Genomic DNA, 25,457 nt, shown 5'->3' with positions numbered 1-25,457 from the left:
GATCGGGTGCCGCCGCGCTCCGCTCGTCCCGGACGGCCGATGGCTCGGTGGGAGGTCGCGCTGATGCTCCGGAAGCCCGCACCGCGCTGGCGGCTCGCCCGGCTGGCGCTGCTGCTCACCGACCTGATGTCGCTCTACGCCGGTCTGACGCTGGCGGCCGCGGCCCGGTACGACGGCGCGCTCGGCCGGATCGACGTCGGCGGCCTGCTGGTCGGGACCGCGGTGGCCGCGGTCGTCTTCGTGGCTCTCTCGCTGACCCTGCGGTTGCACCAGGGCCGTTACGCCTTGGCGAGCACCGACGAGGTCAAGGCGCTCTCGCTCACCCTCGCGGCGGTCGCCCTCGGCGGCGGCGCGGCCGTGCTGGTCGCCGGCTCACCGCGGCCGCTGCCCCTCTCCGTGCCCTTCCTGGGGGCGGTGCTCTCGTTCGTGCTGATGCTGGGGTGCCGGCTGGTGATCCGGCGGCAGCGGGAGGGGGCGCTGCGCCCGCGGGAGGGGCGGCCCACCCTGGTCTTCGGCGCCGGGGACGCCGGTGAGCAGCTGGTCCGCTCCATGCTGGGCGATCCGGCCAGCCCCTACGTGCCGGTGGGCCTCCTGGACGACGACCCGGCGAAGCGGCACGTGCGCCTGCGCGGGGTGCGGATGCTCGGCGGGCGGGAGCGCATCCGGGTCGCGACGGAGACCACCGGGGCCGAGGTGCTGGTCATCGCGCTCCCGTCGGCGGACTCCGCGCTCGTCCGCGACATCTCCACGCGGGCGCGGGCGACCGGGCTCACCGTCAAGGTGCTGCCCTCGCTGTCCGACCTGCTCAGCCGGCGGGTGGGCATCCGCGACGTCCGGGACATAGACATCGCCGACCTGCTGGGCCGGCGGCAGATCGACACCAACGTCGACGAGATCGCCGGCTACCTCCGGGGGCGGCGGGTGCTGGTCACCGGCGCCGGCGGCTCCATCGGGTCGGAGCTGTGCCGGCAGATCGCCAACTACGGGCCGGCCGAGCTGATGATGCTCGACCGCGACGAGTCCGCGCTGCACGCCGTGCAGCTGAGCATCCGCGGCCAGGCCTGGCTGGACCTCCCCGAGGTCCTCCTGGCCGACATCCGGGACGCCGAGGCGGTGCGCGCGCTGTTCGGCGAGCGGCGTCCCGACGTCGTGTTCCACGCCGCCGCGCTCAAACACCTCACGATGCTCGAGCAGTACCCCGCCGAGGGGTGGAAGACGAACGTCCTGGGCACCCGCAACGTGCTGGACGCGGCCACCGCCGTGGGGGTGAGCCACTTCATCAACGTCTCCACCGACAAGGCCGCCGACCCGGTGAGCGTGCTGGGCCGCACCAAGCGGATGGCCGAGCGGCTCACGGCCACCTACGCGCAGCAGAACTCCGGGCGGTTCCTGTCCGTGCGCTTCGGGAACGTGCTGGGCAGCCGGGGGTCGGTGCTGGAGACGTTCGCGGCGCAGATCGCCCGCGGGGGTCCGGTGACGGTGACGCACCCGGAGGTCACGCGCTACTTCATGACGATCCCCGAGGCGGTGCAGCTGGTCATCCAGGCCGGCGCGATCGGCGTCGGCGGCGAGGCGCTCGTCCTCGACATGGGCGTCCCGGTGCGGATCGCCGACGTGGCGACGTCCCTCATCGCCCTGGAGGAGCGGCCGATCAACATCCTCTTCACCGGTCTGCGCCCCGGGGAGAAGCTGCACGAGGACCTCTTCGGCGCCGGCGAGGAGGACCGCCGTCCCGTGCACCCGCTGATCAGCCACGTGCCCGTGCCGGCGCTCGAGCCCGAGGTCCTGCTGGGGCTCGGGCCGACCGGGCCGATCGAGGGGAGCCCGCCCGGGGGCCGGGCGCGGGGCATGGTCTCCCGGTGACGTCCGCTGGTCGGATCCTGCTGTCCTCCCCCGACGTCGGGGCGCGGGAGGAGGAGCTGGTCGTGCAGGCGGTCCGCTCCGGGTGGATCGCCCCGCTCGGCCCGATGGTCGACGCGTTCGAGGCCGCCGTGGCCGAGCGCTGCGGCCGGCGGCACGCGGTGGCGCTGTCGTCGGGGACGGCGGCGCTGCACCTGGCGCTGCTGGAGGCCGGGGCGGGTCCGGGCCGGGTCGTGCTGGTGCCGACGCTGACCTTCGCGGCGACGGCGAACGCGGTGGTCTACACCGGCGCCACCCCGGTGTTCGTCGACTGCGAACCGCACACCGGCAACCTGGACCCCGCGCTGCTGCGCGAGGCGCTGGTGCAGCTGCACCGGGAAGGGGCCGAGGTCGCGGCGGTCGTCCCGGTCGACCTCCTCGGCCGGTGCGCGGACTACCCCGAGCTGGAGCGGGTCGGCGCGGAGTTCGGCGTCCTGGTGGTGTCGGACGCGGCCGAGTCGCTGGGGTCGGACCTGGCGGGCCGCCCGGCCGGGTCGTTCGGCGCCGTGGCGGCGCTGTCCTTCAACGGCAACAAGGTGATGACGACCAGCGGTGGCGGCATGCTGCTCACCGACGACCCGCGGACCGCGGGCCGGGTGCGGTACCTGAGCACCCAGGCGCGGCAGCCGACGGTGCACTACGAGCACACCGAGGTCGGCTACAACTACCGCCTGAGCAACGTCCTCGCCGCGCTCGGCCTCGGCCAGCTCGAGCGGCTCGACGGGATGATCGGCCGGCGGCGGGCCCTGCGGGAGCAGTACGCGCGGCTGGTGGCCGATCGGCCGGGGGTGCGCGTCTTCCAGCGGCCGGGGGACGACGGCGACAACTGCTGGCTGACCGCGATCCTGGTCGACCCGGTCGAGGCGGGCTGGTGCGCCGAGGATCTGCGCAAGGCGCTCGACGAGGCCGACGTCGAGTCGCGGCCGCTGTGGAAGCCGATGCACCGGCAGCCGGTGTTCGCCGGGGCCCGGGCGTTCCTGACCGGCGCGGCCGACACCCTGTTCGCGACCGGCCTGACCCTGCCCAGCGGCTCGGCGCTGACCGGCGAGCAGGTCGCCCGGGTGCTCGGGGTGATCGAGTCCTTCCTGGACTCCTGACCGCCGGGGCCTCGGTCGATCCGATCAGCGGGGTGGGGTCGGCTGCGCGCTGTTCTCGTGAGGGTCATCGACCGCGGGCCCGTCCGGGGCGGGAACCTTCGACGGTGCCAGCGCCGCCCACGCGGCCAGCGCGGCGCCGGCGCTGTAGCCGATGACGCAGGCCCAGGCCGTCCCGAGCGCACCGCCGAGCGGGATGAGCACCAGGTAGGCGGCGAGGGCGACCAGCATGCCGCCGACGTCGACCACGCCGACGCGGTAGGGCTGCGCGCGGGCGACGGCGATCCCCACGCCGACCCGGCTCAGGGTGTGCAGCCCGGCGGCGATCGCCAGCGGCCACACCAGTGCGACGGAGGCCCGGTACTCCCCGCCGAACACGGGCACGACCAGCGCGGCGGTGACCAGGCCGACGGCGGTGACGGCGACGGCGACGTAGCCCAGGGACACGGCGACGACCCGCAGCGGGCGCAGCCGCCCCTGCTCGTGCGCCCGCGCCCACGCCGGGACGTGCGCGTCGACGTAGGCCTGGGCCGGCCAGCCCAGCGCCTCGGTGATCGTCGCGACGATGATGTAGAGGCCGAGCGCCTCGGGGCCGGCGATCGCGGGCAGCAGCAGCCGGTCGGCCCGCAGCGTCACCATGTTCGCCAGCGTCGAGGGCAGCAGCGCCAGGCCCGCCAGCCGCGAGGCGCGGCGGGCGGCCGGGAACCCGGGGCGCAGCCGGGGCCGCTGGACGGCGAGCAGCACGAGGGCGGGCAGCAGCGCCGCGAGGCCGTAGGCGAGCAGCCACACCAGGGGGCTGTCGACGCCGGCCAGGGTGAACAGCCCCGCCGCGACCGCCAGCGACCCCTGCCAGGCCAGGGTCACCGTCAGGAACGCCGAGGCGCTGCCCGCCGCGATCGCGGCCGTGCGCAGCGCCGTCGTCGCGACCAGGCCGAGCAGCATCAGGGCCAGCGCCCCGGCGTGGGCGAGGGTGTAGCCGGTCGCCAGCGGCGGGACCAGCGAGACCGCGAGGGTGAGCGCCACGCACACGGCCGTGGGCAGCAGCGTCAGCCGCAGGATCTCGCCGCCGGCCTCCCGCGTCCCGGGGCCGCTGCGGCCGGCCGCCGAGGCGGGGTAGCTCCGGTCGATCCCGGCGATGCAGAGCACCGCGACGATGTAGGAGAGCTGCAGGTAGAGCGCCAGGGCGCCCCGCCCCTCCGGGCCCAGGCTCCGCGCGGAGAGCACGTTGATGCCGAAGGCGACCGCGGCGGTGACCAGCTGGGCGACGAGGAGCCGGGCGGCCACACCGTGCGGGAGCCCGCGCCCCCCGCCGGCTTCGCCCACGAGGGCTGACCCTAGCGACCGGCCGGGTGGGGCCCGGCCGTTTTTCCCCCGGACGGGGGCATGACCAGGGAGTATGGCGTCGGCTCTGCCCCGTCGACGGAGGTGGCTGCATGAGGTCTGCACGATGAGGCTCGTCTACCTGCACCAGTACTTCGTCACGCCGGAGATGTCCGGGGGGACGAGGTCCTACGAGTGGGCGTCCCGACTGGCGGCGCGCGGCCACGACGTCCACGTGGTCACCAGTGACCAGGCGGAGGGCGCGCGGCGGCGGGTGACCGTCGAGGGCGGCGCGCAGGTGCACTGGATCCCGGTCCGCTACGACAACTCGATGTCGGTGCCGCGGCGGATGCTGGCCTTCGTGCAGTTCGCCGTCATGGCGTCCTGGACCGCCCGCCGGCTGCGCGGGGACGTCGTGCTGGCGACGAGCACCCCGCTGACCATCGCGATCCCCGCGCTGGCCGCCCGGTGGGGGCGCCCGACGCCGATGGTGTTCGAGGTCCGCGACCTCTGGCCGGACGTGCCGATCGCGATGGGCGGGCTGCGCAACCCCGTCCTGCAGCGGGCGGCGCGGCTGCTGGAGCGGGCCGCCTACCGGCACGCGACCCGGGTGATCGCGCTGTCGCCGGAGATGACGGCCGGCGTCGTGCGGGCCGGTTTCCCGGCCGAGGCGATCACCCTGGTGCCGAACGCGTCGGACGTCGCGCTGTTCCGCCGCCCCGGGGTCGAGGCCGAGGCGCGGCGCTTCCGCGCCGCGCACGAGTGGCTGGGCGACCGCCCGCTGGTGCTCTACGCGGGCACGCTGGGGCGGGCCAACGACATCCCCTGGCTCGTGGACGTCGCCGCCGCGACGGCGCCGCTGGCTCCGGAGGTCCGGTTCCTGATCGTCGGGGAGGGGGCGGAGAAGCAGAAGGTCACCGCCCTCGCCGAGCGGCGCGGCGTCCTCGGCCGGTCGCTGTTCCTCCTCCCGGCCCAGCCCAAGGAGGCCATGCCGGGGATCCTGGCGGCGGCGACGATCTCGACGTCCCTGGTCGCCGACATCCCGGCGCTGGCCGGCAACAGCGCGAACAAGGTGTTCGACGCCTTCGCGGCGGGCCGGCCGGTGGCCCTCAACGCGCAGGGCAGCCTCGGCGGCCTGCTCGAGGGGACCGGCGCGGGCCTGGTGCTCGACCGGGACCCGCGGGTGGCGGCGAAGCAGCTGGCCGGCTTCCTGGCCGACCCGGCCGCCGTGGCGCGGGCGGGGGCGGCGTCGAGGGAGCTGGCCGACAAGGTCTTCGCGCGGGACGTGCTGTTCGCCGGTTTCGAGCGGGCCGTCGCGGACGCCTACCGCGAGGGCCGCGTCGTCCGTACGCTCCGGCGCCCCACGGCTGTGCCCCCGGAACCGCAGGCCAGGGCCCAGTGGGGGGTGCTGGCCGGTATCGATGAGGTGACCGGGTGGACGTCGTCGTAGGGCTCGGGTACGTCGGGCTGCCGCTCGCGATCGAGATGGCCCGCGCGGGCCGCCGGGTGGTCGGCCTCGACCGGGACGAGGCGGTCGTCGCCGCGCTCGCCGCGGGCCGCTCGCACGTCGACGACATCGACGACGCCACGGTCGCCGGCCAGCTGGCCCGGTTCACCCCGACCACCGATCCCGGCTGCATCGCCGAGGCGGACACCGTCGTCGTCTGCGTGCCCACCCCGCTCAACCGGGACGGTGCGCCGGACCTGACCGCCGTCGAGGCCGTGGGGCGGATGCTGGGGCAGCGGCTGACCGGCGACACCCTGGTGGTGCTGGAGTCCACGACGTACCCGGGGACGACGGAGGAGTTCTTCCAGCCGCTGCTCGAGGCCGGCGGCCTGCGGGTCGGCGCGGAGCTGAACCTGGCGTTCTCCCCGGAGCGGGTGGACCCCGGCAACGCCGTCTACGGCATCAGGAACACCCCGAAGGTCGTGGGCGGGGTCACCGCGCGGTGCCGGGAGCGGGCCACCGCCTTCTACGGCAGCTTCATCGACACCGTCGTCCCGGCGAGGGGCACGCGCGAGGCCGAGATGGCCAAGCTGCTGGAGAACACCTACCGGCACATCAACATCGCGCTGGTCAACGAGATGGCGCGGTTCTCCCACGAGCTCGGCATCGACCTGTGGAACGTCATCGAGTGCGCGCGGACCAAGCCGTTCGGGTTCCAGGCGTTCTACCCGGGCCCGGGGGTGGGCGGGCACTGCATCCCGATCGACCCGAACTACCTGTCGCACACCGTGCAGGCGCGGCTGCACTACCCGTTCCGGTTCGTGGAGCTGGCGCAGGAGGTCAACGCCGGCATGCCGGCGTACGTGGCCCGGCGGATCCAGGACCGGCTCAACGACCGGGGCAAGGCGGTGCGCGGCTCGACCGTGCTGCTGCTGGGCGTCACCTACAAGGCCGACATCGCCGACGAGCGGGAGTCCCCGGCCGTGCCGCTGGCGGCGAAGCTGCTCGCGCTCGGCGCCGACCTGCGCTTCCACGACCCGCACGTGGCGGTGTGGAACGCCGCGGAGCACGGGGAGCCGGAGAACCCGCTCAAGGCCGAGCCGGACCTGAGGCAGGCGGTCGAGCAGGCCGACGTCGTCGTGCTGCTCCAGGCGCACCGGGAGTACCTCGCGGGCGCGCTGGCCGGGGTGCCCGTCTTCGACACCCGGGGCGTGCTGGTGGGGGAGACGGTCGAGCGGCTGTAGGGGTCAGCACCCCCGGCGGAGGACGGTCTCGACCAGGCCGCCCATCTCGTGGGCGATCTGGGTCAGCCACCGGTCGAGGGGCAGGGCCCAGGGGGCCTGGGCCATCACGAGCTCCGCGTCGGTGCAGCTGCCGATGGTCAGCCGGGCGCGGGACACGTGGTAGGTGCTGGTGACGACGGTGATGCGGGTCCAGCCCTGCTCGTCGACGAGCCGGCCGATCGCCGCACCCTCCCCGCGGGTGTCCGGCGGGGTCGGGGTGAAGCAGTACACGGTGAGGGCGCCGGGGGCCGCGCACAGCGCCCGCGCCGCCGCGTTGTTCTCCCCGGCGGAGACCGAGACGACCAGCACGCCGGGCCCGCTCTCGGCCAGCCGGCGCGCGACGGGCAGCCGCCGGTCGGCGTCCCCGGCGAGGATCACCACCGCGTCGGCGGGCGCGGAGGCAGCGGGGACGCGGGGGTACAGGACCAGGTCGGCGACCAGCGCCGCGGCCAGGGCCAGGGCGGTGAACGTGGCGAGCACCCAGGAGCACAGGCGGGTCATCCCTCACCCCCTCCCGGCGACTGCGGCAGCCGGATCCAACCGGAGGGGGAGGCCGCGCGGTGGATCCCGGCCGCGCTATCCCAGGGAGGCCCGGCTGGAGGCGGGCGTCTCGGCCGGCGGGCGGGACACGGGCGGGGCCGGGGCCGCGTCGACCGGCGCCGTCGTCGTGCCGCGGGCGTCGGCGCGGCGCAGCGCGCGGCCGATGAGGTAGCCGACGGGCGGGACCAGCACCGCCCACCCGATCGCCACGGCGAGGGCCCAGCTCATGCGCCGCACCCGCCGTCCGTGAACACAGCGTGATCGTACGTCTACCCAGAGCGGCTGGGGAGTGACCCGAGAGACGGCTTTCGTTAGCTTCACTCACTAAGACTCTTAGTTACCCTGGATAACGTGGAGATCACAGGATTCGGGGACGACGTCGAGAAGTGGCTGGCGTCCGGGACCGATGTCCGCCGGCTGGCGGTGCCCGCACGCACGTTCAACGTCCCCGGCGTGGGACCGCTGCTCGTCCTCGCCATCGTCGGCTGGCCGGACTCCGTCACCCTCCTGACCGTCGAGCCCGGCCTGGGGGGCGCCGCGAAGCACGCCACCGCCCGGCTGGCGCTGCACGACTCGCTCGGCGGCTACCACCCCTTCCGGCAGGGCGGCAGCAGCGGGGGCGGGCCGTACGGGCGGATGATCAACAGCGCCACCTTCGCCGACCCCGTCCCGGCCGGGGCGCGGGCGCTGCACCTCTACGGGCTGCCGAACGGGAAGGTGGTCGGGCCGACGACCGCCGGCCCGCTGCCGCCGCACGTCACGATCGAGCTGGACTGACGGTTTCGCGACAACCGTCCGGAGGTCAGCGGCGGCCGGCGGTCAGCAGGAGGCCCACCTCGGACAGCAGGGTCGCGGCCCAGCCGGCGATGACGAAGACGTCACCGCGGTGGATGCCGTGCTCCGAGCTGAACGCGATGAGAACGGGCCCGTCGTTGATGTACTTGCCGGTCAGCAGGAGGACGGCGAACGCCGTCACGATCCCCGCGATGACCAGTGCGAGCAGCCACCGGAGCATCGGCCGACCGTAGCGGGGAACCGGTCCGGGCAGGGCCTCTGCCAGCCCGCCGGGACGGCCGGACGGGTGTGGCTGCGAGTGTTCACGCGCGGGACGCTGCTGGCACTGCCCCGTCGAGCACCGGCCGGGGGTCGGGAGGTGCGATGAGCAGCATGCCGTGGAGCTGGTCGGCGACGGTTGGCCGTCCGTAGAGGTCGCCCTGGCCGAGGTGGGCGCCGAGGCGCGCAACGTGTCGGGCCTGGTCGGGGGTCTCGATGCCCTCGACGAGGACGCGGCGGCCGAGCCGGTCGGCCAGGCTGACGACGGCGCTGATGATCGCTTCATCGGCGTCGGAGTGCCCGAGGCCGGCCGTGAACGAGCGGTCGACCTTGATGGTCTCGACGGGGAAGCGGCGCAGGTAGGACAGCGAGGAGTAGCCGGTGCCGAAGTCGTCGAGGGCCAGCCGGACGCCGGTGGCGGCGATCTGCTCGATCCGGTCGGCGGCGCCGTTGACGCTGTCGAGCAGGACGCTCTCGGTGATCTCCAGGGTGAGCAGCTCGGCCGGAAGCCCGGAATCGCGGATGGTGCGCTCGAGCAGGTCGAGGAACTCGGGGGCGAGCAGCTGGCGGGCCGAGACGTTCACCGACGCGTGCAACGGCGGGCGGCCGTGGTGCTGCCGCAGCGCGTTCCACGCCACGACCTGGGCGCAGGCCTGCCGGAGCACGAACGCGCCGATCGGCACGATGAGCCCGGACTCCTCGGCCACCGGGATGAACGTCGCCGGCGACACCGGACCGCGGGTGGGGTGATCCCAGCGCAGCAGCGCCTCCACCCCGACCGGCTCGTTCCCGACCAGGCGGACGAGCGGTTGGTAGGCCACCCACAGCTGCCCCTCGGCCAGGGCGATCCCGAGGTCGGCCGCGAGGCCCTCGCGCTCGGTGCGGCGACGGGCCTCGGCGGGGTCGTAATGCCGCCGCTGCGCCCGGCCGGCGTCCTTGGCGGCGTACATGGCCGCATCGGCGGCGTTGAGCAGCGTCTCGGCGGTCAGGGCGCGCGGGGCGGCTTCACCGCAGATGCGGTCGTGCGCGGCGACGACCAGACCCAGGCTGAAGGACACCGGAACGCGCTGGCCGGCGACCTCGAGGCCGCCGGTGAGCCGGTCGGCCAGCCCGGCGGCGATCTCGTCGGCCTGCGCGGCGCTGGTCAGTCCCTCGCAGACGACGACGAATTCGTCCCCTCCGACCCGGGCGAGGGTGTCGGTGCCGCGCAGCTGGGCCCGTAGCCGGCGCGCGAGCTGGGCCAGCACCTCGTCCCCGACCGCGTGGCCGCGGCTGTCGTTGACGTGTTTGAAGTGATCCAGGTCGATGAAGAACACCGCGATCAGCGTCCGGTCCTGCGCGCTGCGGGCCAGCGCCTGGTCGATGCGGTCGCGCAGCAACCGCCGGTTCGGCAGACCTGTCAGCGCGTCGTGGGTGGCCAGGTGCGCCAGTTGATCCATCAGGCGGCTGCGTTCCCGTGCGTCCTGCGCCCGGCGGGCCTCCAGGCGGCCACGGTGCCGCACCAGGCCGAGCATGGTGATCAGCAGGCCGAGGATCAGGACGGTGCCCGTGCCGCTCACCCACTGGGCCCGGTCCAGCGCCCGCGCCGAGGCTTCGCCCTGGATGGCGACCTCCGCGTCCAGCTCCTCGGTGAGCGCGGCGTCCACCGCGCGGAGCTCGGCCATGAGCTGCCGGCCCGGCCCACCGACCGTCGTCGCCATGGCCGCGTCGTCGCCGGCGCGGCTCAGCTCCACAGCCGCCGCGAGCTCCTGACGCTTCGCAGCGGCAAGTTCCTCCAGCTGCCGCACATGGTCGTGCTGATGGACGTACCCCGCGTCCAGCTCCGACAGGTGCTGCAACGCGGCCGGCACCTGCGCAGCCGCGGCCTCGTAGGACGTGAGGAACTCCCGCCGGCCGGTGAGCAGGTAGCCGCGCTGCCCCGACTCGGCCTCGACCAGAAGATCCAGCACACGGTCCGACTCGACCTGCACCGCGCCTGCTTGTGCCGCCATGTTCTCGCTGCGGAGCATCTGGTTCACCGCCCGGGAGAGCAGCATCTCCTGGAACAGCAGGACGACGATCCCCAGCCCGGCCGCCGCGGCCAGGTACCAGCCCCCCGTCGCCAGCCATGCTCGCGATCGTGGCCGCGCATCCTCCTCGCTGATCCCGCCGCCCAGTGCCTGCCGCATTCAACCGACGTCGGCAATCACGGCGCCGCCCTGAACCCCTGGCGCAGGTGAAGCACCCCTACGGGGGACCGCACGCGCTTCGGATGCCGCCGCGCGCATCGGCGCGGCGGCCGGCCGGGAGGTCTCCTACGGGGCGGGCGTCCTGAGCAACACCCGGGGACGAGGCGGCGTCAGCGAGATGGGGAGACGAGCCGGTCGCCGGGCCGGCGCCGCCGGATGCGGCTGACCACCATCAGCGCGACACCGTGGAGAAGGACGTTCAGCATGGCCGGACCGAACGTGACCACGATCCACGGGAGCGTCGAGAGGCCATCGAACTGGTACGGATCACTCAGCGCCGGCCAGGACCATGGCAGCCCCAGAGGCAGCAGGGGCAGGGCGAGAACGGCCGCGCCGATGTCGACGCCGTCCTCGGGGGCAGCCGCGAAGGTTGCCACGAGGAACACCGTGGTCAGGAGGACGACCACTGCCGCATGGGTGATGAAGAGGCGGCGCCACACACGGCTCACCCCGGGCGTATTCACACCGTCACTATCGGGCTTCGATCAGTCACCACCAACGAGGCCCACCGTGCGTTTCGTCAACGACACCAGAACAGACCCGCGCCCCCGGCCGAGCCTGCACCGACCACGTCGGGCCGACAGGCTCACAGCCGCGCTCCTACTTCTTGCGCTGCCGGCTCACCATCTCGGTGATCCAGATGGGCGCGAACGGGGACGTGCAGTTCGGGGGCGTCGGATAGTCCTTGAGCACCGCCAGGCGCTCACCGATGCCGATTGCTCTGGCGCGGTGCTCGGCGTGCTCGATCCCGATCTGGGCCAGGCAGTGGTTCATCGCCCACTGCAAGCGATCCGGGGCGTCCTTCATCTGCGCTTCGATGACGTCGAGGAGTCCGGGGAGGTCGAGGCCGTCGGGCTGCTTCGCCACCCGTTCGGTGGTCAGCGCCCAGCCGGCACTCGCGACCACTGGGTCGGGGTCGGCGGACCAGGCCAGGCGCAGCTCTTCGGAGTGCGGGTTCTTCTTGACCACGTAGTTCACGAGCCAGTCGTGCACCTTGGGGGTTCGCGCCTGACGCAGCATGGCGTCCAACTCGTCCCGCCCGAACGCCTTCGGGCGGCAGATCAGGATCGCCAGCAGCCTCGCCGCAGTGTCCTCGGTCTCCCACAGCTCGCGCGCGAGTTCCTGCTGGGTCTTCAGCCGCGTGGCGAGCGCGCGCAGCTTGCTGAGGTTCACGCCGTGGTCGTCGCCGTGCTTGGCGTTCACCTCGCGGATCCTGGGCTCCTCGAGCGCGGCCAGCTCGGCCATCACCTCGGCCACCGTCGCTCCGGTCACTGCCGTCTGGGCCATCTCCGCCTCCTGTCCATCGCGTGTGGGAGTCGGCCCACGACGAGGGTTCGGTCTCCTGTGCAGGTCCCGCCAGGGGACGCCCGTGCAGCGGTCGATGATCCGGTGCGGCGAGCCTTGCCGGCCACCAGCGTGCGACAGCCGCCGGTCCGCTCGGTGCAGGGCACGCCAGGAGAGTCAGCTCGCCGTACTCGCCGTCAGCCCGCCGATTGGCGGCACCGTGGCGCACTGCAGCCGGTCTTCGAGCATCCTGTGGGTGATCGTGAGGCCGAGGACGCGTTGGCGTGCCCTACGAGCTCCCGGCACGGCCATGATGTCCCGCTCAGCCGTGTAGGCCGAGCGCGGTGCACCGCTGTGACGAACTACGCCGTCGTCTGCAGCTGCTCCAAGACGTGGACCTCGAAGATTTCCGGTTCGCCGGCGGCCTGGACTCCGACCTCGTTGAGCACCGGTTGGAGCTGCTCGCCGAAAGCTCGGAGTTGCTCGGGGGACTCCCAGATCTCGCTTACCTTCAGGTCCCCTTCGGTCCCGAACAGCACGTGCAGCTGCATTCCGTCCGGGGGCCACATCCCAGCCTCCTCCATGCGGCGGCTTACCTCGTCGTATTGCTGACGCGTCAAGCCGACTACCGGAAAACGCACGACGATGCTCATGGCGGACCTCCCCGGTGACGAACTCGCGCCCAGGCGAGCCCGCCCGGACCTTCGAGCAGGGGGACGCTACGGCCGATCGGGCCAGCGGACGGCACACCTCTGCGTCCCCGGACGACTCGCGCGCGTGGCGACTACCCAACGGCAATCCCAACCCACGGCCCGGCCGCTGAAGATGGTGCTCCTGCGCCGATCAGAGCGGGAGCAGCCCGGCGCGGGCCTTGGCCTCCAGCGCGGTGCGGACGGCGGCGTCGACCTGGGCTGCGAACGCCGGGTCGGCCTCGGCGCGGGCGAGGACGGCGTCGATCATCGGCTCCACGGTGGTGGGGTCGACGGTGAGCACGAGGGTGCCGCCGGCGGCGAGGAAGCGGACGGCGCGCTCGCCGACCGGCACGGCCTGGACGGCCTGGGCGGCGCCGACGTCGTCGGACATCACCACCCCGTCGAAGCCGAGCTGCTCGCGCAGCAGGTCGGTGACGACGACGGGGGAGAAGGCGGCGGGCGCGGCGGGGTCGAGCTGCGTGTAGGTGGCCGAGGACATCATCACGAACGGAGCGGCGGGGGAGTCGGCAAGCGTGCCGAAGGCGGTGACCTGCTCGTCGTCCCGGGTGGTGACGGCGTCGGTGACGTTCGCGCTCTCGTCGGTGTTCTCCTGCACCCGCCCCAGCCCGGGGAAGTGCTTGAGGGTGGCGGTGACGCCGTGGGCGGCGAGCCCGTCGACGATCGCCCCGGCGGCGGGGACGGCGGCGGACGCGGTGCTGCCGTACTGGCGCCCCCAGGCGCCGATGGGGGCGTTGCCCGCCGCGGTGCCCTCGGGGACGACGTCGGCGACCGGCGCCAGGTTGAGCGTGACGCCGGCGCTCGCCAGGGAGGCGCCCAGGCCGTCGGCGAGGGCGGTGAGCTGGTCGGACGGCAGCCGGCCCTGCTCGGCGGCGGTGGGCAGGTCGGCGAAGCCGGGGCCGGAGAGGGTCTGGACCGCGCCGCCCTCCTGGTCGACGGCGACCCACGGCCGGAGGTTCAGCGCCAGCTCGGCCCAGCGGGTGGTGGCGGCGGCGATCTCCTCGGTGGGCGCGCTGCTGCGGCCGTGGAGGAAGACGCCGCCGACGCCGGTGTCGCGGACCAGCGCGTCGCCGCGCCCGAGGTCGCCGAGCGGCACGCCGACGACGAGCAGCTGGGCGACCTGGCGGCGGCGATCGAGGCCGGCGAGCGCGGCGTCGACCTGCGCAGCGCGGGCTGCGGCCGCCTCGGCCTCCGGATCGGGTGTGGGTGTGGCCTCGGGTGCGGGGGTCGCCGCCGAGCCGCCGCTGGGCGGTGAGCCCGAGCAGGCGGTGAGGAGGACGCACAGCAGCGCGGCCAGGGTTGCGAGCAGGTGGGGACGGGACACCGGCGACTGCATCGGACCCATTGTGGCCGCCGGCGGGCGTCCGGACGGGCAACACGGCCGACCACTCGTTCGGGTGCACACTGCCGTATGGGGCGTGACCTCTTACGCTCGGCGAACCTGCCTTCCCCGCGGGTCGTTGTCGCCTATGTGTCTCGTGGAGAGTGGACGTTGCCGGTCGATCTGACATGGGGGGCGGCGACCGCAACCGGTCAACGCGAGGACAACCAGGACAGGTACCTGGCCAGGCCGCCGGTCTTCGCGGTTGCTGACGGCATGGGTGGCCACGCCGGCGGTGCCGCGGCGGCGGAGCGGGTGATCGAGGCGCTGACCTCACTGACCGGCGGCGAAACCACGACGGTCAACGCGATCCGGCTGGCGCTGCAGCGGGCTGACGGGGAGATCCGCGCGTTCACCGGCGAGGCGGCCGGCGGCGCCGGGTCGACGGTGGCTGGCGTCGCACTGGTCGATGAGGGGGAGGGCCCGCAGTGGGCGGTCTTCCATGTCGGGGACTCGCGGGTCTACCGCTGGCACGAGGGGAGGCTCGAGCAGCTGACCACGGACCACTCGGTGGTTCAGGAGCTGATCGACGCCGGTTACATCTCTGACGAAACCGCCGCCACCCACCCGCAGAGGCACATCATCACCCGCGCACTCGGCGTCGGCCCCCGCAACGAGCCTGACATCCGCCTCCTGCCCGTCGTTGGAAGCGGGTACTTCCTGGCTTGCTCGGACGGACTCACGAACGAAGTGAGCAGCAGCCGTATCGCAGAATTCTTGACCACCAACGACGGACCGGACACCATCGTCTCCGACCTAGTGGCCGAAGCAAGTGCCGCGGGAGCGCGCGACAACGTCACAGTAGTGGCCGTCAGATAGCCAGCAAGCGGATGCTCGCGCCATTACGCATGCGATCCTCCTGGTGCTAAACCGCCGCCGCCAGCTTCCCCTCAAAGGGATGTTTTCCCCGGCATGACGAGCATTATTTCAGGAGCGCCAAGGAGATTCCTACCCGTTTGAGAGGCCCCTCGCCGACCGGGGTTAGGAGATGCACGAGCCGGAGCCGCACGGCGATTCACTACCGACCGCCGCGGATTATCCCCTGCGATGGGGGCAACGGGCCACAGCCGAACAGCAATCGCTCAACCATGTGGCCGCACGAGCATGATCGCATTCTGGATCCCCTCACTAAACCTCCTAACCATCGCCTCGGTGCTGTAGAGGACGGAACTCCTAGCGCAGCCGTTCCCCAGGTCCAGAAGCCGCTCGGGATCGTTCAGTAGTCGAACACAGCCGCCGGCATAAGCGGTAACGGAATCATCCAGTACGACTGAGTTACTTTCGTCTAGATACTCAAACTCGGGCGCATGCCACGGCCAGTTTGTCGTCACGATGGGAAGTCGGCTAGCGAAGCTGTCAACGGCAATAAGTCCTACACGCCCAGGCATCATCAGCACCTGCGCAGATGCCAACAGGAGCGCCTTGTCAAGTCCCGTTGCTCGACCGACGTACCTAATGAATGGCAGACTCTCTGCAGCCTCATGCACAATTCTCCGTTGGGAACCGTCCCCGGCAACAAGCAAACGAAAGTCCGGCTCTTCAGCATGAATCAGACGCGCTGCCTCAAGAAGGAAGGGCAGTCGCTTGTCGGCGTCTAGGCCGCCCACGAAGAGTCCCGTTTTGCCGCGAAGGTCGTGCTGAGCTGCCAGTCTGCTTAGATCAGACGGGCTTGTGCTGCTTATCGCTTGCTCGAGACTCCTGACATCAATCGTATTGTTGACAACGGTTATCCGGTCCGGCGCAACTCCGGCAGCCGCAACTGCTCGGGCGCCCCCCGAAGTGTACGCAAAAAACCACACGCCCTGACGCGCTAGCCAACGCTTCGCGACGGTCACATAGTTCGACTCCGGCTTGGTATAAGTCCTCCCGTGACCCCACCACGCCACCTTGCGTCGAGTCCAAGGAAGGGCGAGCAAACAGTAAGTTTCTAGGTTCCGGACGGCATGCTCGACCACAATTAAATCGTATCGGCCCGAGGTGAGAACCTCTCTCGGCAAGACCTTCAAAAGAAGTGCCCTGCCCCGAATGCTTGGCGAGTAAGTTCTTGTGATTCGAACTGCGTCCGTCACGACCGAGTCGCCGCGCTCCTTCCATTCCGGCGGTGGCGCCCCAGTAATGATATCTACCTGGATTCCTTGCCGCTCGAGGTCGGCCTTGAGCGATTCAAAAAATTCGACCCGGTAGGCAGGCATCCAAGGATGTATGATCGCAACTCTAGACACTTTATTCCCTCCGAGCATCAATAGATGCCCAATGCGCAGCATAGTCATCGGGCGTAAATCTCTGCTTCACAACTCGGGCAGGGGTGCCCGCCACTACGGCATTCTCAGGCACGTCGCTGGTAACCACGGACCCGGCGGCCACGATAGTCGACCGCCCGATCGTTACGCCAGAAAGAATAACCGCCCCATAACCAATCCAACAATCGTCCCCAATCGTCACCGGCCGAGACAGGTCTTCCGGATGGTCACCCACCCATCGTGCTTCGCTCATGAGAGCGCCGATATCTGCGACGTCGTGATCCCATCTCCCCACCACGCCGACGGCGTTCGCGATAATGACCCCATCGCCGATTGACCCATCCACCTGGATAGTCACATTCTTGCCAATATAAACTCTTCGTCCAATGGTCAGGCTTCGAGGCGCCCACAAGACACTGCCCGGACCTATATGTAGATCGGGCCAGAAGGAAACATTTGCTCGAACGGCGACTCGCCGAAGTAGCCACCGTTTCCAACTACGACTCGTCCTACGGAGCATTGTGCAACCCATACCATTCAGCTAGTTGCCTGCGGAGACGTTCTGATGACCAGCGTTCTGACGGACGATAGGGGCCCGACCCGGCTAATTCAGCGACCGCTGAACTCCACACCTCTACATCGCTGGATGTGTCACCAGTTAAGGGCAAGGCTTTACCGGGGCCGTTGGACCACTCAAGCGCGAACTCTGCACCAGTTCCGGCGGTCACGGCTACCGGGAGGCCCCGCGCTGTTGCTTCTCCAACAACCCAACCGAGACCTTCGCGAATCGAAGGGTGGACTAGCACGGCAGCCCGGTCCATCCGCTTCAACAGTGCTTCACGTGATAAGGATCCGCTAAAAACCACTCGATCGGAAACGCCTATCTGCTGGGCCAGCCGGTAAAGCTCGTCCCGCAATGGCCCGTCACCGACGATCTCTAACCGGAAGTCAGATAGGCTTGACGACGAGAGCAGAGAAATGGCATGCCGCTGATTCTTTAGTCCTACGAGCCTTCCGGCGCACAGTATCAGTCGCGCATCTCGAGTCTGCCCATCTCCAGCCTGTCCCGTGCCCCAATCCAGAACGAGATTCGGCCAGACTACCGCCGGGATTTGCGACCAATTGTCGATCAGCTCGGCCGTCCGCGGATTTTGGGCGAGGACAAGGGTGGCGGACTTTGCTAGGTGGGGCCAAGTGAAAGCGAGAAGTCTGGCGCTCCATGCCCTAATGGTTTCGCCCCACGAAGTCCAGGATCTAGGTATGGAGCGGGTTGACAATTTCGCGCGAGGCAGGATCGGAAGCGTCACCGGCCCCCACACCCGGACAGGCGCGGTGGTTGCCCCGAGGACGCTAGGCATTGTCGCAGTCGCGAAGTTGACTTGATGAGCCGCCGCATACGAGTATTGCCGATCAAGCGATTTGGTGGCACGGTAAGCCCTACTCCACCAGGCGAGATAGCTCAGGCGCGTTCGCCGTCCACGAGCCAGCCGCTCGGCCACACGCGGCATGGGCACGGGATGCAGGTGAATTCCGGGCCGCGATTGAAGTCGTCCGACCACATAACGACTGTCTCTGGCGTCAAACACAAGATCTATCGCCATGCCTCGTTCTTCGGCGAAGGAGGCGATCGTGTTGAGCCAGATCCAGCCGACCCCGCCTTCGCTGCCTTCCTCGGGCCGAACGGTGAACGCCACGACCAAAATTCGTTCGTGCTTAATGCTCATCGAGCCTTCCACTCTTCGACTACATGCGCACGGTATGGGTGACTAGTGCTGCGGGCCACGTAAACTAGCATTGCAAGCAACCAGGCTGCGATGCCGACGGTGGCGATGCCCGCGCTACCCAAGCCGTTGAGGCATAACAGCAACAGCAGCGTAAAGGCGAGAGGGCCTCGGGCACGCTTCGCCAGTGAGCGCCCAGCTACGAAGATCACCGATACTATAAGGGCCAACCCGATGACGCCTGTCTCTACGCAGGCCTGTAAAAGCATATTGTGCGCATTCGTCCCGGGAATCTCCCTTAGCAGCGAACCGCCGGTAAACGCCTCGTTGTAGAGAGCGCCGAAACCATATCCCACTAGCGGACGGTCCAGGGAGGCCTCAATGAGCACCTGCCAAATGTGGGTGCGGCCGGTCAAGCTAGAGAGGCTTTCGGAATCCCCTCGAACAAACCACTCGCGAAATGCGGGGACGAAAATGCCCAAGAAGGCAAGAGTCACCCCGGCTGCGACGGTGGCGGTCATGAGCACCCGGGGCCAGGAGGAATCGAAGCGATGCTTTACGATTAGCATCACTCCAGTGATGCTAAGTGCGAGAAGTCCGGTCCGACTTACGGCTGCGACAACGGCATAAAGCGCGATGGCTGCCCCGACTAGCGCCAGGACGCGAGGAGTGCCGGCCTGCCATCTGAAATAGATGTCGAGCAGAACGAGAGCAGCCACACTTGCACACAATGCGAAAATGTTGGGTTGGATACCGGCACTTAGTTGGGAGACGCCCGAAAGGGTCGATATGCGATCCTGTTGTATGACCCCGATTAGGGTGATGACTACTACGCCAGCCGCAGTCGCGGCAAGCAGGTGACGGCAGTACTTCGGGGGCATTACGAAGATAAGAGCGAAGGGCGCGATATAGCGCAGATAGACAACCCACTGACTCGACGACGCGTCGCCAAAAATGAGTGTCGCGGCGCCCCATATGCCGGCAATTACCATTAAGCGACCTGTGAGGCCGCCTCGTGGATTTGGCGCGTTGGTGGGGGCTTCGCGATCGTCCTTCCGGGAGCTTGAGTGAGATTGACCTAGCCAGCCCAAGATGACGAGCAGGGCAAGGGCTCCGATGCTCACGGCGGGGATGGACGCGAGGGACAGCGGCGCTACAGCGCTCTGGGGCAAGCCGAGCACGTAGATGAATCCGGCGAGAAATACCGCGTTGGCGAGGGGCGGCCGCTGGGACGCGGACAGCGCCACGAAGGCGATGGCGAGTCCTACGAGAATCAACCAGAGTGTGGGCGCGTCCACTTACACACCAGTTGTATTTCTGGCGGTATGGATACGAGCTCTGTCCTTGTCGGAACGCCGTCGACTTCTACTGAAACTCCATACAAGCAGCGCTTGAAGGGCGACGCCCAGAAGGAGTGCCGCGATTGCCAGAGATTCACTGCGCATGATTATGGCCGCGATAAAGCCTGCCACGAGTGCCCCTGTTGCAGTAATTCGGGCAGCGAAGAGTCGACTTGACCTCCGTTGCACCTTTATTAGTACTGCGCCGAGTGTTGAAGCGGCAATGAATGGCGCCTGAGACAATGTCAGGAGGAGGATTAGCGGATCGATAAAGGAGGGGTTGCCGAAGACGAGCTCGCTTAGTGGTCTGGACGCTACTACGACCGCGGCTGCGTATGCCGCCGACACGATAGAGGAGTAGGCGGCTAGACGACATGCCGCTCGCCGTGGTTCTGGAGCGCGAAGCAAGCGTCCATATGCCAAAGTCTGGACTGCTGCGATTAGCACGTAGGCGGGGCTCGCAAACGTCACTGCCGCCCGGTACTCCCCGGCAACCGCCGTGTCGAGTATGGAGAGAATGGCATTGATGGGTACTCCCCATGCGGCCTGGTAAAGCAGAGCGTCGCCCACGGATCCGAAGATGATCCCGTTAGATATGTCGCCGAGCGTTCGGCCTGTCTCCCAGGAGTGGCGAACGCGGATATGTCCAATGATGCATGCCACAGCGACTCCGGCCAGCCACGGGAGAAGTGCCAATGTCCCTGAGTCGGACGGCGCAATTAGGAATGCAGTGGCAGTAGAGGCGAGCGTTGTGGCGCTTAGGATGCAAGCGCTGGGCGATCGCCCGGTCTTGATGAGGAGATGGCGGACCAAGTCGAGTGGGAGCCAGAAGACTAGTACGACAGCTACTACCGCGAGATAGCTTTCTTCCATGCCATATGAAACAGCAAGGCAAATTGATCCACCGAGCAGCGAAGAGAGCCAACTGGTTAGAAGTGTGACTCTCTGTGGAGGAAGATCGGAGGCCATCAGTGGGTCGACCAAAGCAGCCCGGTGGATTCCTTGCGCGGCAAGCAAAAGGGCGAAAGGCAGGGTGAAGCGCCCGAGGCCATCGACGCCCGCTTGGTGTGCCACTGCGAGAGTGACGACGAAGTTGACCGCCGCGTACATCAATTGGTCCAGGATGGCGGCCAATCTCCTGGGCCGGTGACCCAGAAGTCGCTTCATCGTACGGGATCGACCCAAGCGTCGCGGAAAAGTCGAACCAGAAAGCGCGCATTCCCTATGGCGTACCGCCGCCAGAGCCTGCGTGGCTCCGAGGCAAGGCGAAATGCCCATTCGAGATGTAGTCGACGAAGCAGAGGGGGTGCAGTTGGGATCGTGCCGGCGCTGAAAGAAAATGCCGCTCCTACTGCGACACAAAGAGTGCCGGTCCTCTCGGCCAGCCAAGTCGAGAAGAAATCTTGCTTAGGGGTGCCGAGTGCGACCCATACAATATCCGCTCTTAAGTCAGTGATGCGCTTCGCAAGGGCCGCCTTTTCAGCTGTTTCGAGAGGATGAAAAGGTGGCGACTCGGCTGCCACGATCGTCGCTTCCGGGTAGCGTCGCTGAAGGTTGGAGGTAAGCTTGTGTAGGACATCGTCGGTGCTGCCGAGTAAGTAGTGGCGTATGCCGAGCGGAGCGCCGCAGCGGATAGTCTCTTCGAACAGTGACGGACCTGGCGAATGTGGCAGTCGATCCAACTGATACTTGCGTCGGAGGTAGGACGCCAAGGGTCGGCCGTCGGCGAGACTCATTCCGCGACCGGAGAGGACGCCTCGGTACTTGGCATCTTTACTGGCGAGCGCCAGTGAATAGGCATTGACAAGGCGGACTGATCCAGGGTTGTCCTGACGGCATAGGCTTAGCACCTCCGTCGCCGCTGGTTCTAGGGCGAGGAGTCGGATCGGCACACCGTCAAATTGCCCGATCGACGGGTTTCGCAAGGGTGCGCTTGCGCGGTTATCCGTGGTTGCCCTGGGCGGCATTGGTATCCTTGTTCTCAGATGGGTCAGCCAAGCTGCGGTCGTGGAGAGTGCAAGGCGCTACCGGTCGAGGCGCACTCGGCGACCTGTCCGTTCATCCTCGAGGAGTTGGATGTCGGCGTCCACCATGATTCTTACAAGGTCGGGGGTAAGGACCTTCGGTTCCCATCCCAGTTCAGAGTTGGCCTTGCTGTAATCGCCGATAAGGGCATCGACCTCGGTAGGGCGCTTGTAGCGGGCGTCGTACTCGACGTATTTCTCCCATTCTAGGCCGACGTGCTCGAACGCCAAGCGCACGAAATCCTTGACCGAGTAGGCCGTGTTCGTCGCCAGCACGTAGTCGTCAGGCTGCGGCGCCTGCAGCATGCGCCACATGCCCTCGACGTACTCCGGCGCGTAGCCCCAGTCGCGCACCGCATCGAGGTTTCCCATGTAGAGCTTGTCCTGCAGGCCGGCTCGGATACGTGCCACGGCCCTGGTCACCTTGCGGGTCACGAACGTGGCACCGCGGCGGGGGGACTCGTGGTTGAACAAGATGCCGTTGACCGCGAACAGGTCGTAGGCCTCCCGGTAGTTGCGGGTGGCCCAATACGCGTAGACCTTCGCCGCGCCGTAGGGGCTGCGGGGGTAGAACGGAGTCCGTTCGTTCTGTGGGGGAGGGGTCGCGCCGAACATCTCGGATGACGACGCCTGGTAGATCTTCGTCCGCACGCGGGCGGCCCGAACGGCCTCGAGCAGGCGCATCGCCGCCAGTCCGGTCACGTCACCCGTAAAGACCGGCTGGTCGAACGACACCCGCACGTGCGACTGCGCGCCCAGGTTGTAGACCTCGTCGGGATTGATGTCACGCAGGAGGTTGATCAACGTGACGCCGTCGTTCAGGTCACCGAAGTGCAGGAAGAGGCGTCGGTTGGCATCGTGCGGGTCCTGGTAGATGTCGTCGAGGCGCTCGGTGTTGAACGACGACGATCGCCGGACGATCCCGTGCACCTCGTAGCCCTTGTTGAGCAAGAGCTCGGCGAGGTAGGAGCCGTCCTGTCCGGTGATGCCCGTGATCAATGCCGACTTGGCCATGCAGTGCCCCCGTGTCCATGCGACCCGACGGTTCCGGATCGTCGCGCCGTAGCCTAAGGCGCCAACGAACACGGGGAGAATCGACTGTGAGCTTGACAACGCTCGACCGGGGGTCTCGCACCTACGTCGCCGGCCATCGTGGCCTGGTAGGCGGCGCCATCCTCAGGCATCTGCAGCGCCTCGGCTTCACCGATCTGGTGACGCGGACGTCGTCCGAACTGGATCTGCGAGACCCCGTCGCTGTGGAACAGTTCTTCGCCGAGCAGCGGCCGGCCACGGTGGTCGTGGCTGCCGCCAAGGTGGGCGGCATCCTGGCCAACAGCACCTACCCGGCCGACTTCCTCTCCGACAACCTGCGCATCCAGGTCAACGTGATGGACGCGGCTGCGCGGCACGGGGCGACGAAGCTGCTCTTCCTCGGGTCCAGCTGCATCTACCCCAAGTTCGCTGCCCAGCCGATCCGTGAGGACTCGCTGCTCACGGGCCCGCTGGAGCCGACCAACGACGCCTACGCGATCGCGAAGATCGCGGGCGTGCTCCAGGTGCAGGCGCTCCGCCGCCAGTACGGGCTGCACTACATCTCCGCGATGCCCACGAACCTGTACGGGCCCGGGGACAACTTCCACCCGACCGGCTCGCACGTGCTGCCCGGCCTGATCCGCCGCTTCGACGAGGCGGCCCGCTCCGGGGCACCCTCGGTGACCGTGTGGGGCACCGGCACGCCGCGCCGGGAGTTCCTGCACGTCGACGACCTCGCGCGCGCCTGCGTGCACCTGCTCGAGCACTACGACGAGCCCGAGCCGATCAACATCGGCGTCGGGGAGGATCTCTCTATCCGAGAGATCGCCGAGTTGGTCGCGGAGGTCATCGGCTTCGAGGGCGTGCTGGAGTTCGACACCACGAAGCCCGACGGCACCCCGCGCAAGCTGCTGGACGTCAGCCGTATCAAGGCCCTGGGGTGGGAGCCGCAGATCGGCCTCCGCGAGGGGCTGACCGACACCTACCGCTGGTACCGCGAGCAGCTGGCAGCCGGCGCCATCCGGGCGGCTTGAGGGCCGTCGTCTCGCTCCAAAGGGAGAGGCGGACCCAGGGCGCGCGGCGCGCTGCCCAGATCCGTCGCGATACTCGAGTCTCACGAGGAACGGGGATGTTGTGGAGTTTCGAGAGGTCCTGGCCGCGCTGCGCGCTGCGTGGTGGCTGCCTCTGATCGGCCTTCTCGTCGGTGGTGCAGCCGCACTGCTGGTGAGCCTGCTGCAGACACCGCTCTACACGGCGTCCACCCAGCTCTTCGTCTCCACCCGCGACACCGCCTCCACCTCCGAGGCCTTCCAGGGCAGCCAGTTCTCCCAGCAGCGGGTCACCTCCTACGCCCGGCTCCTCACCGGCGAGGAGCTGGCCGGCCGGGTCGTCGACCGGCTGGGCCTGGACGAGTCCCCCTCGGCCCTCAGCGAGCAGATCACCGCCACCGCCGTCACCGACACGGTGCTCATCGACGTCACCGTCACCGACCCCGCGCCCGAGCAGGCGCAGCGCATCGCCGCCGCGGTGGGCGAGGAGTTCACCGCGCTGGTCACCGAGCTGGAGACCCCCGACGGCGGCGGCGCCTCGCCGGTCAAGGTGACCATCACCGACCGGCCCGAGGTGGCCGCGGCGCCCAGCTCGCCGCAGACCGCGCGCAACCTCGCCCTCGGGCTGCTGGTCGGGCTCCTCGTCGGCGCCGGGCTCGCCGTCCTGCGCGCCCGGCTGGACCGCACCGTCAAGGACCCGGAGGAGACCGCGGAGCTGGCCGGCGCACCGGTCATCGGCACCGTGCTGCGCGACGAGGGGCTGGAGAAGCGGCACGTCGTCGAGCGGCTCGTCGACAACCGCACCGCCGAGGACTACCGGCAGCTGCGCACCAACCTGCAGTTCCTCAACGTCGACCAGCCGCCCAAGGTGATCATGGTGTCCAGCGCCCTCCCGTCGGAGGGCAAGACCACGATGGTCATCAACCTGGCCCTCGCCCTGGCCGACGCCGGCCAGCGGGTGACCGTGGTGGAGGCCGACCTGCGCCGCCCGAAGCTGACGCGCTACCTCGGCATGGTCAGCGGGGTCGGGCTCACGAACATCCTCGCCGGCACCGCCGACGTCGAGGACGTCACCCAGACCTACCGCGACGGCGTCTCGGTCATCGCCTCCGGGCCGACCCCGCCCAACCCCGGCGAGCTGCTCGCCTCCAGCCACATGGCCGCGCTGGTCACGAAGCTCCGCGAGCAGAGCGACTTCGTGCTCGTCGACGCCCCACCGCTGCTGCCGGTGGCCGACTCGGCCGGCCTGGCGGCCGCTATGGACGGCGTGCTGCTCTCCGTCCGGTACGGCAGCACCCGTAAGGACCAGCTGCAGCAGGCCGGCCTCACCCTCGAACGCGTGGGCGCCACCACCCTCGGCGTCGTGCTGAACATCGTCCCGCCCAAGGCCGAGCTGGCCTCCGTGTACGGCTATGGCTACAGCTACGAGACGGGTACCTCGAACGGTGGGCACGAGAAGGGCTTGTAGCCGTATGCGTGCCCGAGCCTTTAGACCGTCGGTGGGGCTGGTGCCGCGCCGAGCGGACGCGTGATGCAGCGCCGCACGTGTGAGTGAAGAGACTCCCGGCTGGGCAAGCGAGCCTGTACGGTCCTCTTGATCATTGAACGGTGAAGTTCCTGGTGGCGCGGGGCTTCGTCGTCGGAGCGCAGTTTGCTCTTTGGTACGTGCACGGGGGTGCTCGAGATTTCCATGCTTGAGGTTCGTGACGGCCTGCGCCGTCACGATCAGCGGTCGGTGACACGGGGCTGGTACTCCTACGCGGCGCGCTTCCGCGGCGAAGGAACCGAGGCTCGCCGGGCGTGGCGAGGCCA

General features: G+C 69.2%; 23 protein-coding genes. 8 read left to right on the top strand and 15 right to left on the bottom strand.

Annotated elements, in window-relative coordinates:
- Positions 1 to 39: 39 nt before the first annotated feature.
- Together BMZ50_RS09485 and BMZ50_RS09480 are read left to right on the top strand one after the other, a co-directional pair.
- Positions 40 to 1,863, top strand: coding sequence for a polysaccharide biosynthesis protein (locus BMZ50_RS09485; RefSeq protein WP_245753496.1), 1,824 nt, complete (start codon positions 40 to 42; stop codon positions 1,861 to 1,863).
- A complete protein-coding gene (locus BMZ50_RS09480; RefSeq protein WP_218146182.1) occupies positions 1,860 to 2,996 on the top strand; it encodes a DegT/DnrJ/EryC1/StrS family aminotransferase in 1,137 nt (378 codons plus the stop codon). The genes BMZ50_RS09485 and BMZ50_RS09480 overlap by 4 nt, the downstream gene beginning before the upstream one ends.
- 24 nt (positions 2,997 to 3,020) lie before the next feature.
- Here the strand turns inward: BMZ50_RS09480 and BMZ50_RS09475 are convergent, their stop codons facing one another.
- On the bottom strand, positions 3,021 to 4,316 hold the full coding sequence (locus tag BMZ50_RS09475) for a lipopolysaccharide biosynthesis protein (protein ID WP_091323521.1): 1,296 nt from the start codon (positions 4,314 to 4,316) through the stop codon (positions 3,021 to 3,023).
- 124 nt (positions 4,317 to 4,440) lie between these two features.
- On the opposite strand from BMZ50_RS09475, the gene BMZ50_RS09470 reads away from it, so the two are divergent.
- Positions 4,441 to 5,763 carry a glycosyltransferase family 4 protein gene (locus BMZ50_RS09470; protein ID WP_091323520.1) on the top strand — a complete coding sequence of 441 codons (1,323 nt, stop codon included), beginning with the start codon at positions 4,441 to 4,443 and terminating at the stop codon, positions 5,761 to 5,763.
- Entirely contained in the window at positions 5,748 to 7,004 is a 1,257-nt protein-coding gene (locus tag BMZ50_RS09465) for a nucleotide sugar dehydrogenase (RefSeq protein WP_218146181.1), read from the top strand. The genes BMZ50_RS09470 and BMZ50_RS09465 overlap by 16 nt, the downstream gene beginning before the upstream one ends.
- A 3-nt stretch (positions 7,005 to 7,007) precedes the next feature.
- Here BMZ50_RS09465 and BMZ50_RS09460 read toward each other — a convergent pair whose 3' ends face one another.
- Both BMZ50_RS09460 and BMZ50_RS09455 read right to left on the bottom strand, forming a co-directional pair.
- Positions 7,008 to 7,544, bottom strand: a complete 537-nt coding sequence (locus BMZ50_RS09460) for an ElyC/SanA/YdcF family protein (protein ID WP_091323518.1) — start codon at positions 7,542 to 7,544, stop codon at positions 7,008 to 7,010.
- Between the two features lie 75 nt (positions 7,545 to 7,619).
- Complete coding sequence (locus tag BMZ50_RS09455) at positions 7,620 to 7,811, bottom strand: hypothetical protein (RefSeq protein WP_143087137.1); 192 nt, start codon at positions 7,809 to 7,811, stop codon at positions 7,620 to 7,622.
- A gap of 123 nt (positions 7,812 to 7,934) precedes the next feature.
- Between BMZ50_RS09455 and BMZ50_RS09450 the strand changes: the two genes are divergently transcribed.
- A complete protein-coding gene (locus tag BMZ50_RS09450; RefSeq protein WP_091323516.1) occupies positions 7,935 to 8,360 on the top strand; it encodes a hypothetical protein in 426 nt (141 codons plus the stop codon).
- A gap of 25 nt (positions 8,361 to 8,385) precedes the next feature.
- Here the strand turns inward: BMZ50_RS09450 and BMZ50_RS09445 are convergent, their stop codons facing one another.
- The 6 genes from BMZ50_RS09445 to BMZ50_RS09420 form a co-directional block, all read right to left on the bottom strand.
- Positions 8,386 to 8,598, bottom strand: a complete 213-nt coding sequence (locus tag BMZ50_RS09445) for a hypothetical protein (protein ID WP_091323515.1) — start codon at positions 8,596 to 8,598, stop codon at positions 8,386 to 8,388.
- Positions 8,599 to 8,680: 82 nt separating this feature from the next.
- Positions 8,681 to 10,804, bottom strand: a complete 2,124-nt coding sequence (locus tag BMZ50_RS09440; RefSeq protein WP_091323513.1) for a putative bifunctional diguanylate cyclase/phosphodiesterase — start codon at positions 10,802 to 10,804, stop codon at positions 8,681 to 8,683.
- A 170-nt stretch (positions 10,805 to 10,974) separates the two neighbouring features.
- Positions 10,975 to 11,328, bottom strand: a complete 354-nt coding sequence (locus BMZ50_RS09435) for a hypothetical protein (protein ID WP_143087136.1) — start codon at positions 11,326 to 11,328, stop codon at positions 10,975 to 10,977.
- A gap of 136 nt (positions 11,329 to 11,464) precedes the next feature.
- Positions 11,465 to 12,151, bottom strand: coding sequence for a DNA alkylation repair protein (locus tag BMZ50_RS09430; protein ID WP_091323508.1), 687 nt, complete (start codon positions 12,149 to 12,151; stop codon positions 11,465 to 11,467).
- A 359-nt stretch (positions 12,152 to 12,510) separates the two neighbouring features.
- The gene (locus tag BMZ50_RS09425) at positions 12,511 to 12,801 is read right to left on the bottom strand and encodes a hypothetical protein (protein ID WP_091323506.1); all 291 of its coding nucleotides are present in this window, start codon (positions 12,799 to 12,801) and stop codon (positions 12,511 to 12,513) included.
- Between the two features lie 190 nt (positions 12,802 to 12,991).
- Positions 12,992 to 14,194 (bottom strand): glycoside hydrolase family 3 N-terminal domain-containing protein, encoded by a 1,203-nt coding sequence (locus BMZ50_RS09420; protein WP_091323632.1) that lies wholly within the window; start codon positions 14,192 to 14,194, stop codon positions 12,992 to 12,994.
- Between the two features lie 156 nt (positions 14,195 to 14,350).
- On the opposite strand from BMZ50_RS09420, the gene BMZ50_RS09415 reads away from it, so the two are divergent.
- Positions 14,351 to 15,058, top strand: coding sequence for a PP2C family protein-serine/threonine phosphatase (locus BMZ50_RS09415; protein WP_177212725.1), 708 nt, complete (start codon positions 14,351 to 14,353; stop codon positions 15,056 to 15,058).
- Positions 15,059 to 15,321: 263 nt separating this feature from the next.
- Here BMZ50_RS09415 and BMZ50_RS09410 read toward each other — a convergent pair whose 3' ends face one another.
- The 6 genes from BMZ50_RS09410 to gmd form a co-directional block, all read right to left on the bottom strand.
- Entirely contained in the window at positions 15,322 to 16,431 is a 1,110-nt protein-coding gene (locus BMZ50_RS09410) for a glycosyltransferase family 4 protein (protein ID WP_177212724.1), read from the bottom strand.
- 31 nt (positions 16,432 to 16,462) lie between these two features.
- On the bottom strand, positions 16,463 to 16,732 hold the full coding sequence (locus BMZ50_RS25245) for a DapH/DapD/GlmU-related protein (RefSeq protein ID WP_425432005.1): 270 nt from the start codon (positions 16,730 to 16,732) through the stop codon (positions 16,463 to 16,465).
- A 256-nt stretch (positions 16,733 to 16,988) separates the two neighbouring features.
- On the bottom strand, positions 16,989 to 17,837 hold the full coding sequence (locus tag BMZ50_RS25240) for a glycosyltransferase (RefSeq protein ID WP_425432004.1): 849 nt from the start codon (positions 17,835 to 17,837) through the stop codon (positions 16,989 to 16,991).
- Between the two features lie 362 nt (positions 17,838 to 18,199).
- Positions 18,200 to 19,498 carry an O-antigen ligase family protein gene (locus BMZ50_RS09395; protein ID WP_091323495.1) on the bottom strand — a complete coding sequence of 433 codons (1,299 nt, stop codon included), beginning with the start codon at positions 19,496 to 19,498 and terminating at the stop codon, positions 18,200 to 18,202.
- A gap of 1,205 nt (positions 19,499 to 20,703) precedes the next feature.
- Positions 20,704 to 21,507, bottom strand: a complete 804-nt coding sequence (locus tag BMZ50_RS25235; RefSeq protein ID WP_091323493.1) for a WecB/TagA/CpsF family glycosyltransferase — start codon at positions 21,505 to 21,507, stop codon at positions 20,704 to 20,706.
- Positions 21,508 to 21,564: 57 nt separating this feature from the next.
- Complete coding sequence (gene gmd, locus BMZ50_RS09385) at positions 21,565 to 22,578, bottom strand: GDP-mannose 4,6-dehydratase (protein WP_091323491.1); 1,014 nt, start codon at positions 22,576 to 22,578, stop codon at positions 21,565 to 21,567.
- On the opposite strand from gmd, the gene BMZ50_RS09380 reads away from it, so the two are divergent.
- The gene (locus tag BMZ50_RS09380; RefSeq protein WP_425432003.1) at positions 22,563 to 23,630 is read left to right on the top strand and encodes a GDP-L-fucose synthase family protein; all 1,068 of its coding nucleotides are present in this window, start codon (positions 22,563 to 22,565) and stop codon (positions 23,628 to 23,630) included. The genes gmd and BMZ50_RS09380 overlap by 16 nt on opposite strands.
- A 100-nt stretch (positions 23,631 to 23,730) precedes the next feature.
- A complete protein-coding gene (locus BMZ50_RS09375) occupies positions 23,731 to 25,113 on the top strand; it encodes a tyrosine-protein kinase domain-containing protein (RefSeq protein WP_091323489.1) in 1,383 nt (460 codons plus the stop codon).
- Positions 25,114 to 25,457 lie beyond the last annotated feature (344 nt).

The organism is Geodermatophilus ruber (assembly GCF_900114385.1).
GTDB lineage: Bacteria > Actinomycetota > Actinomycetes > Mycobacteriales > Geodermatophilaceae > Geodermatophilus > Geodermatophilus ruber.
The sequence above is the reverse complement of the archived record's forward strand: the minus strand, read 5'-3'. Positions and strand labels throughout refer to the sequence as shown.

Coding starts and splice junctions, on each gene's coding strand:
- BMZ50_RS09420 (WP_091323632.1), bottom strand. CDS start 14,194: ATGCAGTCGCCGGTGTCCCGTCCCCACCTGCTCGCAACCCTGGCCGCG.
- BMZ50_RS09470 (WP_091323520.1), top strand. CDS start 4,441: ATGAGGCTCGTCTACCTGCACCAGTACTTCGTCACGCCGGAGATGTCC.
- BMZ50_RS09380 (WP_425432003.1), top strand. CDS start 22,563: ATGCCGACTTGGCCATGCAGTGCCCCCGTGTCCATGCGACCCGACGGT.
- BMZ50_RS09430 (WP_091323508.1), bottom strand. CDS start 12,151: ATGGCCCAGACGGCAGTGACCGGAGCGACGGTGGCCGAGGTGATGGCC.
- BMZ50_RS09485 (WP_245753496.1), top strand. CDS start 40: ATGGCTCGGTGGGAGGTCGCGCTGATGCTCCGGAAGCCCGCACCGCGC.
- gmd (WP_091323491.1), bottom strand. CDS start 22,578: ATGGCCAAGTCGGCATTGATCACGGGCATCACCGGACAGGACGGCTCC.
- BMZ50_RS09460 (WP_091323518.1), bottom strand. CDS start 7,544: ATGACCCGCCTGTGCTCCTGGGTGCTCGCCACGTTCACCGCCCTGGCC.
- BMZ50_RS09410 (WP_177212724.1), bottom strand. CDS start 16,431: ATGCCTGCCTACCGGGTCGAATTTTTTGAATCGCTCAAGGCCGACCTC.
- BMZ50_RS09455 (WP_143087137.1), bottom strand. CDS start 7,811: ATGAGCTGGGCCCTCGCCGTGGCGATCGGGTGGGCGGTGCTGGTCCCG.
- BMZ50_RS09440 (WP_091323513.1), bottom strand. CDS start 10,804: ATGCGGCAGGCACTGGGCGGCGGGATCAGCGAGGAGGATGCGCGGCCA.
- BMZ50_RS09445 (WP_091323515.1), bottom strand. CDS start 8,598: ATGCTCCGGTGGCTGCTCGCACTGGTCATCGCGGGGATCGTGACGGCG.
- BMZ50_RS25235 (WP_091323493.1), bottom strand. CDS start 21,507: ATGCCGCCCAGGGCAACCACGGATAACCGCGCAAGCGCACCCTTGCGA.
- BMZ50_RS25245 (WP_425432005.1), bottom strand. CDS start 16,732: ATGAGCGAAGCACGATGGGTGGGTGACCATCCGGAAGACCTGTCTCGG.
- BMZ50_RS25240 (WP_425432004.1), bottom strand. CDS start 17,837: ATGCCTAGCGTCCTCGGGGCAACCACCGCGCCTGTCCGGGTGTGGGGG.
- BMZ50_RS09425 (WP_091323506.1), bottom strand. CDS start 12,801: ATGAGCATCGTCGTGCGTTTTCCGGTAGTCGGCTTGACGCGTCAGCAA.